Annotated in this window: 11 protein-coding genes; 4 read left to right on the top strand and 7 right to left on the bottom strand. The window is 59.1% G+C overall.

The window, feature by feature from the left end:
• Positions 1 to 7 precede the first annotated feature (7 nt).
• The gene (locus HW452_RS11940; protein ID WP_224106334.1) at positions 8 to 664 is read right to left on the bottom strand and encodes a tRNA-(ms[2]io[6]A)-hydroxylase; all 657 of its coding nucleotides are present in this window, start codon (positions 662 to 664) and stop codon (positions 8 to 10) included.
• 592 nt (positions 665 to 1256) lie between these two features.
• Between HW452_RS11940 and acnB the strand changes: the two genes are divergently transcribed.
• Entirely contained in the window at positions 1257 to 3860 is a 2604-nt protein-coding gene (gene acnB / locus HW452_RS11945) for a bifunctional aconitate hydratase 2/2-methylisocitrate dehydratase (protein ID WP_224106335.1), read from the top strand.
• 184 nt (positions 3861 to 4044) lie between these two features.
• The gene (locus HW452_RS11950) at positions 4045 to 5931 is read left to right on the top strand and encodes a glycerophosphodiester phosphodiesterase family protein (protein ID WP_224106336.1); all 1887 of its coding nucleotides are present in this window, start codon (positions 4045 to 4047) and stop codon (positions 5929 to 5931) included.
• A gap of 78 nt (positions 5932 to 6009) precedes the next feature.
• On the opposite strand, the gene ggt is transcribed toward HW452_RS11950, so the two are convergent.
• Positions 6010 to 7800: a gamma-glutamyltransferase gene (ggt, locus tag HW452_RS11955; protein ID WP_224106337.1), complete on the bottom strand. Its 1791-nt coding sequence runs from the start codon at positions 7798 to 7800 to the stop codon at positions 6010 to 6012.
• A 119-nt stretch (positions 7801 to 7919) separates the two neighbouring features.
• On the bottom strand, positions 7920 to 10295 hold the full coding sequence (gene ppsA / locus HW452_RS11960) for a phosphoenolpyruvate synthase (RefSeq protein WP_224106338.1): 2376 nt from the start codon (positions 10293 to 10295) through the stop codon (positions 7920 to 7922).
• A gap of 255 nt (positions 10296 to 10550) precedes the next feature.
• On the opposite strand from ppsA, the gene ppsR reads away from it, so the two are divergent.
• The gene (ppsR, locus tag HW452_RS11965) at positions 10551 to 11384 is read left to right on the top strand and encodes a posphoenolpyruvate synthetase regulatory kinase/phosphorylase PpsR (RefSeq protein WP_224106339.1); all 834 of its coding nucleotides are present in this window, start codon (positions 10551 to 10553) and stop codon (positions 11382 to 11384) included.
• A gap of 9 nt (positions 11385 to 11393) precedes the next feature.
• Here the strand turns inward: ppsR and HW452_RS11970 are convergent, their stop codons facing one another.
• The 4 genes from HW452_RS11970 to HW452_RS11985 all read right to left on the bottom strand — a co-directional run bounded on the left by HW452_RS11970 (position 11394) and on the right by HW452_RS11985 (position 14290).
• A complete protein-coding gene (locus tag HW452_RS11970) occupies positions 11394 to 11972 on the bottom strand; it encodes a hypoxanthine-guanine phosphoribosyltransferase (RefSeq protein WP_224106340.1) in 579 nt (192 codons plus the stop codon).
• Positions 11973 to 12021: 49 nt separating this feature from the next.
• Complete coding sequence (gene nagZ, locus HW452_RS11975; RefSeq protein ID WP_224106341.1) at positions 12022 to 13035, bottom strand: beta-N-acetylhexosaminidase; 1014 nt, start codon at positions 13033 to 13035, stop codon at positions 12022 to 12024.
• 72 nt (positions 13036 to 13107) lie between these two features.
• Complete coding sequence (locus HW452_RS11980; protein ID WP_224106342.1) at positions 13108 to 13635, bottom strand: L,D-transpeptidase; 528 nt, start codon at positions 13633 to 13635, stop codon at positions 13108 to 13110.
• Entirely contained in the window at positions 13613 to 14290 is a 678-nt protein-coding gene (locus HW452_RS11985; protein ID WP_224106343.1) for a TetR/AcrR family transcriptional regulator, read from the bottom strand. The genes HW452_RS11980 and HW452_RS11985 overlap by 23 nt, the downstream gene beginning before the upstream one ends.
• A 264-nt stretch (positions 14291 to 14554) precedes the next feature.
• Here HW452_RS11985 and lexA point away from each other — a divergent pair, with 264 nt between their 5' ends.
• Positions 14555 to 15229 carry a transcriptional repressor LexA gene (gene lexA, locus HW452_RS11990; RefSeq protein ID WP_224106344.1) on the top strand — a complete coding sequence of 225 codons (675 nt, stop codon included), beginning with the start codon at positions 14555 to 14557 and terminating at the stop codon, positions 15227 to 15229.
• The last annotated feature ends 13 nt before the right edge of the window (positions 15230 to 15242 follow it).

Genomic DNA, 15242 nt, shown 5'->3' on the forward strand with positions numbered 1-15242 from the left:
GCGGCGCTTAAGCAGGCACACCGCTATGAAAACGAAAATCCGTATCGGGTGACGTTATCAGCTCTGCTTCGCAGGCGACAAAAAAAGCGATTCTTTCATCGATCGACTCCCTGGTCTGCTGACGGGCAAGCAGTAGATAGTCTTCGAAATGACGCCCCTCGGACTTCACCAGCGTGCGATAGAACCTGGCCAGTTCTTCATCCAGGTAGGGAATCAGCCGTGCAAAACGCTCGCAGCTGCGCGCTTCGATCAGCCCGCCGATGATCAGCACATCGACCAGGCGTTCGGGGTCGTTGCTGCGCAGATGGCGCCGCAGGCCTTCGGCATAGCGCGAGGCAGTCAGGTGACGATAGGCTACCCCACGCTTTTCCATCAGCCCCACTACCTGCTCGAAATGCAAAAGCTCCTCGCGAGCGAGCTGGGACATCTTGCTCAGCAGCAGCGGCTGGTCGACATAGCGATATAGAAGGCTCATGGCAGTGGACGCGGCCTTCTTTTCGCACTGGGCATGATCGATCAAGAGTATTTCAGGATTATCCAACGCCCACTGGAGCCAGCTATTCGGCGTTGGACAGGCAAGAAACTCACTCAGGCTCTCTGGCAGCAGGTCATCTGCTCTGAGTTCGTGTCCTGCCGTTTTCAGTTCAGCTAATGGTAGTGGCATCACAATATTCCGAGCGCTTTTATCACAATGGTACGAATCACTAACGCCTCAGGCGCTCTTTGTCGGGGCTCTGCGATCAACCCATATGGCCGCCAACGCTGATCATTATCATTTTTTATCATGCCCAACGCTAATCTGATATAGATAGCTCGAATGGCTTGCGTCGCGACGTCAAGCGGCACATACGTGGTAGTTCGAGCAGTCAGCCCTGATGCCATGGTAACGCGGAGTTACGCCAATCACATCCCATCGGCCGGTTCCCTGTCGGCTTGCCCTGACGTTTATACCAAAAAATAGTTAGCTTGATAGCCATGTCGGTCAAAAATCTGCTGAATGACTTAGTATCCTTGGTCCAGATGCTTGCCTCTAAACTCGCAGCGCCTGCCCCCGCAAAAGCGCTTGATAGAAGAGTTAGCAGAAAGTACAACAGGCCCGCCGGTGCCTTCTTCTTAACATTGTCGACAGTTTCCCGTAGAATCCCCGCCATCCAACCAGACGCTGTTTGTCAAGCGTATGTCATGTGTCCGAGCGCACGCTCAAACACCGTGTAATCGTGCGTTCGCCACCATAAAGCAGATGAGAGGGCCCCAACGTGCTTGAAGCATATCGCCAACATGTCGAGGAACGCGCCGCCGAAGGCGTACCCGCCAAGCCTTTAAACGCCGAGCAAGTTGCCGCCTTGATTGAGCTTTTGAAAAATCCTCCGGCTGGCGAAGAAGAGTTCATTCTTGAACTGATCACCAATCGCGTTCCGCCCGGTGTCGATGAAGCCGCCTACGTCAAGGCCGGCTTTCTTACCGCTATCGCCAAGGGTGAAGCATCCTCACCGCTGATCGACAAGATTCATGCAGTCAAGCTTCTGGGTACCATGCAGGGCGGCTACAACATCGTCTCCATGGTCGAGCTGCTGGATAACGAAGAGCTTGCTCGCGAAGCCGGCGAACAGCTCAAGCACACCCTGCTGATGTTCGACGCCTTTCACGATGTCGAAGAGCGTGCCAAGAATGGCAACAGCGTGGCAAAAGACGTGCTTCAATCCTGGGCCGACGCCGAATGGTTCTTGTCCAAGCCTGCGCTGGAAGAGAAGATTACCCTGACGGTCTTCAAGGTTCCGGGCGAAACCAACACTGACGATCTTTCTCCGGCGCCGGATGCCTGGTCGCGTCCGGATATTCCGCTGCATGCCAACGCCATGCTCAAGAATGAGCGTGACGGTATCACTCCCGAAGTGCCCGGCACCACTGGCCCGCTCAAGCAGATCGAAGACGTCAAGGCCAAGGGCTTCCCGGTTGCCTATGTCGGCGACGTGGTCGGTACCGGCTCTTCGCGCAAGTCCGCCACCAACTCGGTGCTGTGGTTCTTTGGTGACGATATTCCTTACGTGCCCAACAAGCGTGCCGGCGGCTTCTGCTTTGGCGGCAAGATCGCCCCGATCTTCTTCAACACCATGGAAGACTCTGGCGCACTGCCGATCGAGCTTGACGTTTCCAAGCTGGAAATGGGCGACGTCATCGACGTCTATCCCTACGCTGGCAAGGTATGCAAGCACGGCACTGACGAGGTCATCACCACCTTCGAACTCAAGACCCAGCTTATCCTGGACGAAGTGCGCGCCGGTGGCCGTATTCCCCTGATCATTGGCCGCGGCCTGACCGGCAAGGCGCGAGAGTCGCTGGGTCTCGAGCCTTCTGACGTCTTCCGCCTGCCCGATCAGCCCAAGGATACCGGCCGTGGCTTCACCCTGGCGCAGAAGATGGTCGGCAAGGCCTGTGGCATGGAAGGCGTTCGTCCCGGCATGTACTGCGAGCCCAAGATGACCACTGTCGGCTCCCAGGATACCACCGGTCCGATGACCCGTGACGAGCTGAAGGACCTGGCTTGCCTCGGTTTCCAGGCGGACCTGGTCATGCAGTCGTTCTGCCATACGGCTGCCTATCCAAAGCCGGTAGACGTGGATACGCACCATACCCTGCCCGACTTCATCATGAACCGTGGTGGCGTTTCCCTGCGCCCGGGCGACGGCATCATCCACAGCTGGCTGAACCGCATGCTGCTGCCTGATACCGTAGGTACCGGTGGCGATTCTCATACCCGTTTCCCGCTGGGCATCTCCTTCCCGGCTGGCTCTGGCCTGGTGGCCTTTGCGGCCGCCACAGGCGTCATGCCGCTGGATATGCCGGAATCGGTGCTGGTGCGCTTCAAGGGCAAGCGCCAACCGGGCGTCACCCTGCGCGACCTGGTCCACGCCATCCCGCTTTACGGCATCAAGCAGGGCCTTCTCACCGTCGACAAGGCCAACAAGAAGAATGCGTTCTCCGGCCGGGTACTGGAAATCGAAGGGCTTGAAGACCTCACCGTCGAGCAGGCGTTCGAGCTGTCCGACGCCTCTGCCGAGCGCTCCGCTGCCGGCTGCACCATTACGCTTTCCGAAGAGAGCGTTACCGAGTACCTGAAGTCCAACATCACCCTGCTGAAGTGGATGATGGCCAACGGCTACGGCGACGAGCGCACCATCAGCCGCCGTATCGAGGGCATGGAAGCATGGCTTGCCAATCCGAGCCTGATGCGTGCCGATGCCGACGCCGAGTACGCCGAAGTGATCGAGATTGACCTGGCCGAGATCAAGGAGCCGGTACTCTGCGCCCCTAATGATCCAGACGACGCACGTCTGTTGTCGGATGTGGCCGGCGAGAAGATCGATGAAGTGTTTATCGGCTCGTGCATGACCAACATTGGTCATTTCCGCGCAGCGGGCAAACTGCTTGAAAAGCAGCCTGCAGGCAGCCTCAAGACTCGCCTGTGGCTGGCACCGCCGACCAAGATGGATCAGCACCAGTTGACCGAAGAAGGCTACTACGGCATCTATGGTCGTGCCGGTGCGCGTATGGAAATGCCGGGATGTTCACTGTGCATGGGTAACCAGGCGCGCGTTGCAGCAAAAAGCACCGTGGTGTCTACGTCTACACGTAACTTCCCGAACCGCCTGGGCGATGGTGCCAATGTGTATCTGGCCTCTGCGGAGCTGGCGGCCGTCGCTGCCGTAGAAGGCCGCCTGCCGAGCGTGGAAGAGTACCAGCGCTACATGGGCGAATTTGACGCCATGGCCGGAGAGATCTATCGTTACATGAACTTCCACGAAATTGAGGAGTATCAGAAAATCGCCTCAAACGTGATCCCGGTTGCCCAAGAAGCGTAACCACCCTATCGCCGATGCTCGCACCATCGCAGAAGGGATGAACGTTCATAGCTTCTGAGTCGATGACCGAACGCCCCGCACTTCTAAAGTCGCGGGGCGTTTTTATTGCGGCGTTTTCATGCTCACTTGCGAACACCCTGGGTTGCTGCCACTCTGTTATCTCATCCTCATGATTTAAAAGACAATGCAGCCCCTGACTCACCTTGGCTCTGCCTTACTTAGAACGCTGCGCGATCATCTGCGACCCTTGATCGCCTATCACCTGTTTTTCACGCTGCTGGCATCTGCACTGATACTCCCGCTGATCGGCTGGGCAACCCAGAGCTTTCTCGCCCAGTTAAGACGCACCGTAGTGACCAACGACGAGCTGATCAGCCTGATGTTCAGTCCGCTTGGGCTAATCAGCATGCTGGTCGTGCTGGGCTTTACCTTTCTGATCCTCTACTGGCAGCAGGCAGGCATGCTGCTGGTCGCCGTGCGTCCCAAAAGCAATCACTACCGTCTCGCCTTTGAAGCACTATGGCTCAGTTTCCGGCGTCTTCCGGCGCTGGCGGGGCTGGTGGTCATGCAGGTTGGCGCGCACCTTCTGCTGCTGGCCCCCTTCATGGCGGGACTTGCCTGGCTCTACAACCTATGGCTTGGCGGGCTGGACCCTTACTACCTGCAGCGCGTCAAGCCGCCGGTACTCTGGTACTTCATTGCCTGCGCCCTACCCCTGGTGCTGGTCTGGATGGGCTTGGCGGCGAGGCTCTATCTGCGCTGGCTGCTGGCGCTTCCTCTAGTGGCACTCGAAAACACAGGCCCGCTGAGTGCCCTGAAGCGTAGTGTCAATCTGACTCGTGGCTGGCGCCGTTCGATTGGTGCGGCCGTGCTCATCGTACTGCTGATGATCATAGCGCTGCCGATTCTGACCACTCTGGCTTTCGATAGCCTGGTCACCCCGCTTCTGGGATGGCTGCCCGAGCACAATGCCATGTTGATTCCGGTCATGTTCGCCTACCTGACCGGCTACCTGCTGCTGACCCTCGCAATCACGTTTATCGGCATCGTGGCCAACGCGCTGCTTTCGGCGTGCCTGTATCTGCAACTGGCACATAAGGAAATGCGCCCCGCCCCGCCACCCACGAGCGTCACCCCCGGGCGGTTTGCCTGGGCGGTCGAGCTTGGCGTACTGCTGTTTGCCGGGCTCCAGGCCTGGTGGATACTCAACAGCTTCGAGCTGCGCGATGACGTCGAGGTGATTGCTCACCGAGGAAGCTCCATGGTGGCGCCGGAAAATACGCTCTCGGCCGTCAAACAGGCCCTACTGGACAGGGCTGACTACGTCGAGCTGGACGTGCGGCTTACTGCCGACCAAGAGGTGATGATCTATCATGACCGCAGCCTGACTCGATTGACCGGCGATAACCGCGAGTTCAATGAGCTGACGCGCGAAGAACTGGCTGGATATGACATCGGCAGCTGGTTTGGCGATGCCTTTCAGGGAGAACCCATTGCAGGGCTGGATGAAGTGCTCGAGCGGGTGCGTGGTCACGCAGGCTTGATGATTGACATGAAGGCTTCGTCAGATTCAGAGCAAGCGCTGGCCGATGCAGTGATCCGTCAGTTGCGCCGCGAGACCGATGCTCGCTACGCCTGCTGGGCTGCAAGCCGCCGTACGGCAACGGCTTACACACAGTGCGGCTTTCCAGATGCGCTGGCCGAGATGCGCGTGGCCACCATGTCACCGAGGCTGGTCAACTATATCAAGATTCACGCGCCCGAGCTTCGCGTCACGCTTCTCGCCCAGCTCATCTTGCCCGGCACGCTGGACCGCAGCAGCTTTGATGCGCTGGGATTGCGCCATAACCGTATCACCGAGAAGGAGGTTCGCCTGGCTGCGGCTTACGGCTACGAGATACACGCCTGGACGGTCAATGATCGTGCGCGCATGTCTACCCTGATCGACCTTGGCGTACACGCCATCATTACCGACTATCCCGATCGTTTGCGCGAGCTGATCGAGGAGCGCCATGAACTCAGTGATGGCGCCTTGCTGCTGGTCAAGCTGCGTAACTGGCTACGCCAATGAATGTAAAACAAGGCGCCGTATCACAAGATGATACGGCGCCTGCCTCGCCGTCGAGGCCAATTGAATGGCAACGACAGCCTATTCGCCCATGACGACGCCTTCACGGCGCGGGTCGGCGCCTCCAAACAGCGTACCATCCTCGAGTACGCGTATGGCCTGCAGGCCGCTGGTCAGTTCGCGCTCGCTGACCGTATGGCCATAGGCTTCGAGAGCCTCCTTGATGGCTTCCGGGAAGCGCCCCTCTTCAAGATAGACATCGCCTCCGGTGGTAATTGCATGCGGCAGGTTCAATGCCTCCTGAGCACTCATTCCCCAATCGCGCATCGCTACCAAAGTGCGCGCGGTGTAGTGAATGATCGCCGCGCCACCCGGCGAACCCAGGCTCGCGATCAGCTCACCCGTATCCTGATCGAACACCAGTGTCGGACTCATGCTCGAACGCGGGCGTTTACCCGGCTCGACACGGTTGGCCACGGGCACGCCGTCGATCTCAGGGGTGAACGAGAAATCAGTCAGCTCGTTGTTGAGCATATAGCCGCCGGGAAGCCCGGTGCCGCCATCAGCCATGATGCGTGAACCAAACGCCTGTTCGATGGAAGTGGTCATGGCCACGGCATTGCCTTCAGCATCAATGATACTGATATGGCTGGTGCCATACTCAGGCTGATCCGGCTGCGATGCCCAGGTAACGTCAAGCTCGCCCGGGTTACCGGGCTGGGCGTTGTCGCCCATGCTGGCATCGCCGATCAGCTCACTGCGCCGGGCCAGGTAAGCCGGTGCCAGCATCGAGGTCCAGTCACCACCGGGGGCGTCCACGAAATCGGGGTCAGCAATATAGCGGCCGCGATCGGCAAAGGCCAAGCGCGAGGCTTCCAGGAACTGATGCAGCCAGCCACTGCTTGATACGCCGTTGTCCAGGGGCGCTTCCAGCAGAGGCTGCTGATCCAGAATACCGAGTATCTGCATTACCGTGATATGCCCCGATGAAGGCGGCGGGAAACCACATACGTCCCACTGCTGCCAGGGCGTGCAGATCGGCTCGCGTTCGACGGCTTGGTAACCACTGATATCGTCGACGGTCATGCTGCCCGGACGCGTTGCATGCCCCTGCACACGGCTGGCGATATCGTCGGCCAGCTCACCTTCATAAAAGGCCTGGCTGCCTTGCGACGCAATGCGGCGCAGCACTTCTGCCAATGCCGGATTCTTGAGCGTCTCGCCCACTGCCAGCGGCTCGCCCTCGGCATCGAAGTAGAATTTTCCTGCCAGCGGATCACTGGCGAGCGCTTGGTCACTTGCGAGACTGGTATGCAGGCGCTGGCTGATCTCGAACCCCTCTTCGGCCAGCGTAATCGCCGGTACGAAAAGCTCCGACCAATCCAGCTTGCCGTGTTCGCGATGAGCCTGCTCCAGCATGCGCACCGTGCCGGGCACGCCCACGGAAAGCCCGCTTGCTACCGCCTCCATGAACGTCAGCGGCTCGCCGTCTTCCATGAACAGCTCGCCGGTGGCGCCGGCGGGTGCGGTTTCACGCCCATCGTAGGCTTGTACATCAGCGCCATCGTAGTGCAGCAAGAAAGCCCCGCCGCCAATGCCGCTTGATTGTGGTTCCACCAGAGTGAGCACCATCTGCACGGCAATGGCTGCGTCAACGGCGTTGCCGCCGGCCTTGAGCACCTGATACCCCGCGTCGGTAGCCAGCGGGTTCGCCGCCGCGACGGCAAACGACTCCGTGGCCCAACCCGGCTTCTCTTCGTAGCCTGAGCCAACTTCCGGGGTAACAGAGGGCGCTTCATAGCTGAAACCAAAGCTGTAAAGCGGCACCAGTAATAGTCCAGATAGCGTCAAACTCGCTCTTGCTGGGGACATCACAACATCCTCTTGGGTGATCAAAACATCAAGGCCGCAGCCAAAACCACAGCGTAGCCTATAAAACACAAGTGCCCGGCACAATGGCCGGGCACAATTAACCAACTTGTCGATAGCGATCAGCTGATGGTTTCACCCGCCAGCATGAACCAGGTTTCAAGCACCGCATCGGGATTCAGCGATACCGAGTCGATTCCCTGCTCCATCAACCACTTGGCAAGATCCGGGTGATCCGAAGGTCCCTGCCCGCAGATGCCGACATACTTGCCCTGGGCCTTGCAAGCCTGGATGGCCATGGCCAGCAGTTTCTTCACCGCCCCATTACGTTCATCGAACAGGTGCGCCACGATTCCCGAGTCGCGATCGAGTCCCAAAGTGAGCTGGGTCAAATCGTTCGACCCGATAGAGAAACCGTCGAAGTACTCGAGAAACTCCTCGGCCAGCAGGGCATTGGCCGGCAGCTCGCACATCATGATGATTTTCAATCCACTCTCGCCGCCACGGGCAAGGCCGTTGTCAGCCAGCAGGTCGACGACCTGGCTTGCCTCTTCGGTGGTGCGCACGAATGGCACCATGATCTCGACGTTATCCAGGCCCATTTCGTCGCGCACGTACTTGAGCGCTCGGCACTCGAGCTCGAAACATGGCCGGAAGGCATCAGAGATGTAGCGCGACGCACCGCGAAAGCCCAGCATGGGGTTCTCTTCACCCGGCTCGTAGAGCTTGCCGCCGATCAGGTTTTCATACTCGTTGGACTTGAAGTCGGATAGCCGCACGATGACCCGCTGGGGGTAAAACGCCGCCGCAAGCGTCGAGATACCTTCTACCAGCTTGTCGACATAGAAACTGACCGGGTCGGTGTAACCCGCCGTACGCAGATCGATCACCTGCTGCAGATCCGTCGGCAGCGTGGCGTAATCCAGAAGCGCCTTGGGATGCACACCGATCATGCGGTTGATGATGAACTCGAGACGGGCAAGCCCCACCCCGGCGTTGGGAAGACCTGCAAACCCGAAGGCGCGATCCGGATTGCCCACGTTCATCATGATCTTGAAGGGAATGTCAGGCATGGCATCGACGCTTGATACCTTGCAGTCGAAATCCAGCAGGCCTTCGTAGACATGGCCGGTATCACCTTCGGCACAGGATACGGTCACGTCGATACCGTCTCGAAGTTGCTGGGTGGCATCACCACAGCCGACCACTGCCGGAATGCCCAGCTCGCGGGCGATGATCGCCGCATGGCAGGTGCGTCCGCCGCGATTGGTCACGATCGCCGAGGCGCGCTTCATGATCGGCTCCCAGTCCGGGTCGGTCATGTCGGTAACCAGAATGTCACCGTCATGAATCTTGTCCATATCGTCTGGACTCATGACCACTTTTACCGCACCGCGTCCGATGCGCTGACCAATCGCCCGCCCGGTAATCAAGGTGCGCCCCTTTTCGCGCAGCTGGAAACGCTCCAGCTTGCCGCCCTCCTGCTGGGAAACCACCGTTTCCGGACGAGCCTGAACGATGTAGAGCTTGCCATCGTCACCATCCAGCGCCCACTCGATATCCATGGGGCGCTCATAATGCTGCTCGATGATCACCGCCTGGCGGGCAAGATCCATCACCTGCTGGTCGTTGATACAGAAGCGGCTGCGCTCGGCAAGGGGCACATCAACGGTTTCCACGGACCTGCCCGCGCTGGCGTCCTGGCCGTAGACCATCTTGATCAGCTTGGACCCAAGGTTGCGCCGCAGCACCGCCGGGCGCCCTGCCGCCAGGGTGGATTTATGCACGTAGAACTCGTCGGGGTTGACCGCGCCCTGCACCACCGTTTCACCAAGCCCCCAGGAGGCGGTCACGAATACCGCATCACGATAGCCCGATTCGGTGTCGAGCGTGAACATGACGCCCGAGGCGCCGGTTTCCGAGCGCACCATCTTCTGCACGCCGGCCGAGAGTGCCACGTTCTCGTGAGCGTAGCCGCGGTGAACGCGGTAGGAAATGGCACGATCATTGAACAGCGAGGCAAATACTTCGTGGACCGCGTGCTTGATATTTTCGAAACCTTCGATATTGAGAAAGGTTTCCTGCTGGCCGGCAAAGGAGGCATCCGGAAGGTCTTCCGCAGTCGCTGAGCTGCGTACCGCCACTTTCAGCTGCGGGTGTTGTTGCTGAAGCTGCTCGTAGGCATTTCGCAGCGCCTGTTCAAATTTGGGCGGCAGCGGCGTATCGATGACCCATTGGCGGATATTGCGACCGGCTTCGGCAAGCGCCTTGACGTCATCGACATCCAGACGCGCCAGGGTATCGTTGATCCGCTCGTTGAGCCCTTCATGGGAGAGAAATTCACGATAGGCATGCGCCGTGGTCGCAAACCCGCCAGGAACGGTGACACCCGCATCGGCCAGGTTGGAGATCATTTCGCCCAGCGAGGCGTTCTTGCCACCTACGCGCTCGACGTCTGCCATGCCCAGCTGATCGAACCACAGAATGTACTCTTCCACGCAACCCCCTCGCGTAACACGTTGATGCAGTCGGTTAAACCGCCAACCATTGATCGTGTCACCCTATCACTGCCGTGCCTTATTCGCCATTGGTCTAATAGCGAAGGGAGTGGAGGATTTTTACAACATTCGAGGATTATGGGCTGATCTTGTAGTCTTGGCGGCATGAAGGCCTGAGGCGGGCCATGGCGAGACGTTGTGCTTGATCAACGCGCCGCTCACAATAGATCACCACTCTTACCTGCGGATCTGGTTATGAAACGGACAGCTTTTTTTATTTCAGATGGCACCGGCATTACCGCCGAGAGCCTGGGGCGCAGCCTGCTGGCCCAGTTCAGCGGCGTCGAGATCGACATGCTGACCAAGCCTTACATCGACACGCTCGAGAAAGCCCAGGCGCTTGCCAGGATCATCGAATCCACCGCCGTTCGCGATGGGCAGCAGCCCATCATCATCGACACGATCGTCGATCAACAGATTCGCGATGAGATACGCAAGGCGCCGGGCTTCAAGGTGGATATCTTTTCCACTTTCCTCGAACCGCTCGAGCAGGAGCTGGCCACGCGCTCCTCCTACAGCGTAGGCAGAACCCACTCGATCGGCAGCGATGACGTGTACATGGACCGTATCCATTCGGTGCATTTTGCCCTCGACAACGATGACGGCGCACGTACTCACCAGTACGACAAGGCCGACATCATTCTGGTAGGCGTTTCACGCTGCGGCAAGACCCCGACGTCGCTGTATCTGGCGCTTCAGTTTGGCATTCGCGCCGCCAACTACCCCTTGACCGAAGACGACCTGGACGAAGATGGCACGCTGAAGCTCCCCAAGGCACTCGCCCCCCACCGTCGCAAACTGTTTGGACTGACCATCGATGCGCGCAGGCTATCCGCCATTCGCAACGAACGCCGCCCCAACAGCCGCTACAGCTCGATGGATCAATGCCTGCAGGAAGTGGAACAGGCCGAGGCGCTTTACCGCATCATGCACATACCGTTTATCGATACGACACGCTTCTCTGTCGAGGAAATCTCGACGCGCATGATTGCTGAAACGGGCCTGGCGAGGCGCTTCTCGCCCCGCTAGGTGGCGAGGTTACATGCCTTTGGGGGCAAAGATCCCCGGCGCATTGCGCCAATAGCCCTTGTAGTCCATGCCAAATCCGAACACGTAGCGGTCGACAACTTCCAGACTGCAGTAGTCGGCCTTGAGTCCCGGCACCGCCTTGCGGTCGTGCTGCTTGTCCACCAGCACGGCCGTGGTCACGCTGGCCGCCTTGGCTTCTTCGCAGTACGCCAGGATAGCGGCCAGGGTCGAACCTTCATCCAGAATGTCATCGACGATGACCACATGGCGCCCGGCCATGGGAATTTCCGGCGATACCCGCCAGAACAGCTCACCACCGCGCAGTTCGTTGCGATAGCGCGTGGCGTGCAGGTAATCGACTTCCAGCGGAAAACCCAGGCGCGTCAGCAGATGGCCGGTAGTGATCAACCCGCCATTCATGACGCAATAAAACACCGGCAGCTTGTCGCCGAGATCCTGGGTAATGGCTTCAGCCATGCGGTCCAAGGCCCGCTCGACCTGCTCCTGGGAAATCAGGCAGTCAGCGTTATCCATCAACTGGCGCATGGAATCCAACGACTCGAGGGCCTCTTTATCCATCTTGGACATGGGGTTACTCCGAAAAACGTAGCGGTATAAAAAAGAAAGGTCGGCAGGATCAGCTTTCGGCCAGGGCTTCAAGTCTTGCGTGGGTACGACGCCAGCGGCCCAGCGCACCAAGCGCATCGAGATCCGGCCGGGCGCGCCCGTAGCGCAGCCTGGTGGCGCGCTTGTTGCTGATTCCCTGGCAGGCCTTGAGTACTTCAAGCGCCGCAGGGCGGTCGTTGCATACCAACAGCATATCGCAGCCAGCGGCGAGCGCGGCTTGGGCCCGGGCGGCGGGGTCGCCCGCTTCGTGCGCCCCTGCCATGCTCAAGTCGTCTGAAAAGATGCATCCCTTGAAGCCCAAGGATTCGCGCAGCATGCCAAGCCAGCTGCGGGAAAAGCCAGCAGGTCGGGCATCGAAGGCGGGATAGATCACATGCGCCGGCATGACACCGTCTAGCTGGGGGGCAAGTTCAGTGAAGGGAACGAGATCGCGCAGCTTGATCTCCTCCATGGAGCGCTCGTCGACCGGCAGCGCTACATGGGAGTCAGCGGCAACGCCACCATGACCTGGGAAGTGCTTGCCGATAGCGGCCATGCCCGCCTGGTGCAAGCCGTCGATAAACGCCGCCCCAAGCGTTGCGACGTGCTGCGGTTCGCTGCCGAAGCTGCGGTCACCAATGACGCTTGAAATACCGCTTTCCACATCAAGCACCGGCGCAAAGCTGATATCCAGTCCGCACGCCGCCATCTCCATGCCCAGCAGCCAGCCCGCGTCGGTGGCAAGCGCAATCCCCGCCTCGGGGTCCTGTACAAAACGCTCACCGATACGCGCCATTGCCGGCAGGCGGGTCAGGCCTTTTCTGATGCGCTGGACGCGACCGCCCTCCTGGTCAACCGCCAGTAGAAGATCTCCGCGTACACGCCGGATGTCGCTGCACAGCTTGCGTACTTGGCTGGCGTCTTCGACATTGCGCCCAAACAAGATGACGCCCCCGACAGCAGGCTCGAGCAGCAGACGCTTTTCAGCGTCAGTCAATTGCGGTCCTTCCAGGTCGAGCATGACCGGGCCAATAGGTTGCGTCATTATCAAGAATCCAACAAAAGGGGGGCCGATTTTAGACGATCACCGCAGAGAGTCAAAAAACCTGGCGCAACGTTAACAGCCACTGCCATGGAGCCACACCGGCGTACCGGGTACGGCGCGCTGGAAAAGGTACAGCAGGTCAGAATTACGCAGGCGAATACAGCCGTGGGAGGCTGGCGTACCCATGGGTTGATCCGGCGGCGTACCGTGGAGATAGATATAACGACGCTGGGAGTCCACCTGACCGCCGCGATTGATGCCCTTTTCCAGCCCGCAGAGCCACAGAATGCGTGTTAATATCCAGTCACGCTCGGGGTTTGCCTCACCCAGCGCTTCAGTGAACACTTCCCCGGTCCAGCGGCGGCCGCGAAACACGGCATCAACCGGATGACCATCGCCAATGGCAGCCCGAATGTAATGCCAACCATGCGGGGTCTGCCCACTTCCCTCCTGCTGGCCGACGCCGGCTTTACCCGTGGACACCGCGCACTCGAAAAGCATGTCGCGCCCCTGCCACCAGCGCAGTTGCTGACAGTCGGTATCGATCTCGATCCAGCCTTCATCAGCAGGCGGCAGCTCAGCCAGCACGGGTGTTGGCATGCAACTCCCCTTCAATTTCAGGTGGCAACGGAGCATTCATTGCGGCCACGACCACCGGACGCAGGCGGCGCACCAGATCACGAACGGTGACCTGCTCGTGGTAATCCTTGGCCGCAATGTCACGCAAGGCGTCGAGTCCTGAGAGGGTAAAGATGACCGTTCCCAGCACAAAGTGCAGCCGCCAGAAGCGCTCGGCATCCGGAAGCTCAGGGGTTGCCCGGCGCACCAGTTCGGTAAAGCGGGCGAAGACATCACCATATTGCGCCTGGATGTGGCGACGCAAATGCCCCTGGGCCTGACTGTAGGCCAGTCCAAGCAGACGCATGAACACTTTCAGGCTATTACGCTCGGCCGGCACCGCCAGCACCGTGGTCGCCATGGTTTCCAAAAGCTCTTCCAGAGGAATGACACCATCGGCGTAGCGCGCCTCGAGTTCATCCAACGCGCTATGAAAACGCTGGGTAAAAGGATCCAGGTAACGGGAGAAAACCGCCTGGATCAGCGCCTTCTTGGAGCCGAAGTGGTAGTTCACGGCCGCCAGGTTCACTCGCGCCTTGCTGGTGATGTTGCGCAGCGACGTTTCAGCAAAACCACGCTCTGCAAACAGCACTTCGGCAGTATCCAGAATGCGTGACACCGTATCAGATTGTGCCATTGAGGCCTCCGGAGAAACGAGTGTTTAAAACAAGGCAAAATAGTATGCCATAACCCCCGCCGGCTCAATGCTGCTTGAAGCAGCGTTCCAGAAATGTCACGACGCATCCTTCAGATGATTCAAACGCGCTCTAACCCACTGGTATTACCCCAGAAACAGGGCGCGTTATCCATGTACTGGACAGAGGAACATACTGTATACTTAAACACATACTGATCTAGCAGGCAGATACCGACTGTCTTTTCATCATTTTTGGAGTTTGGTATGTCGCGGCCACTCACAGCACGTCAACAGAATGTCTTTGATTTCATCGTTAAAACCATGGGTGAGTTCGGCTATCCGCCTACCCGTGCCGAAATTGCCAAGGCTCTTGGCTTCCGCTCGCCCAATGCCGCAGAAGAGCACCTGCGGGCGCTTGAGCGCAAAGGCGTGATTCGCATCATTCGCAATACTTCTCGCGGAATACGCCTGCCCAATCAGGAGATGACAGAACCAGCCGATTCATTGGCCTCTGCGCCTGCCAACAATGAGTTGCCGTCCGTTGGCCTACCGGTCATTGGTGAAGTCGCCGCGGGAAGCCCTATTCTTGCCGCCGAGCACATCGACCGCTACTGTCCGTTACCGGCAGAGTACTTCACGCCCAAGGCTGACTACCTGCTGCGTGTACGTGGGCTCTCCATGAAGGATGTGGGAATTCTGGAGGGCGACCTGCTTGCCGTGCACCGCACCGAGCGCGTGCGTGATGGGCAGATCGTGGTGGCCCGCCTGGAAGACGAAGTCACCGTCAAACGCTTCAAGCGTCAGGGCCACCAGGTGACGCTGCTGGCAGAAAACGCTGATTTTGCACCTATCGAGATCGACCTGCGCACCCAGGCGCTGGATATCGAAGGCGTGGGCGTGGGGGTCATTCGCGGGGGCAATGGCCAGGCGCTTGGCTGACCAGACGCCCCAT

The sequence above is a fragment of the Vreelandella aquamarina genome (assembly GCF_020075495.1).
Taxonomy (GTDB): domain Bacteria; phylum Pseudomonadota; class Gammaproteobacteria; order Pseudomonadales; family Halomonadaceae; genus Vreelandella; species Vreelandella aquamarina_A.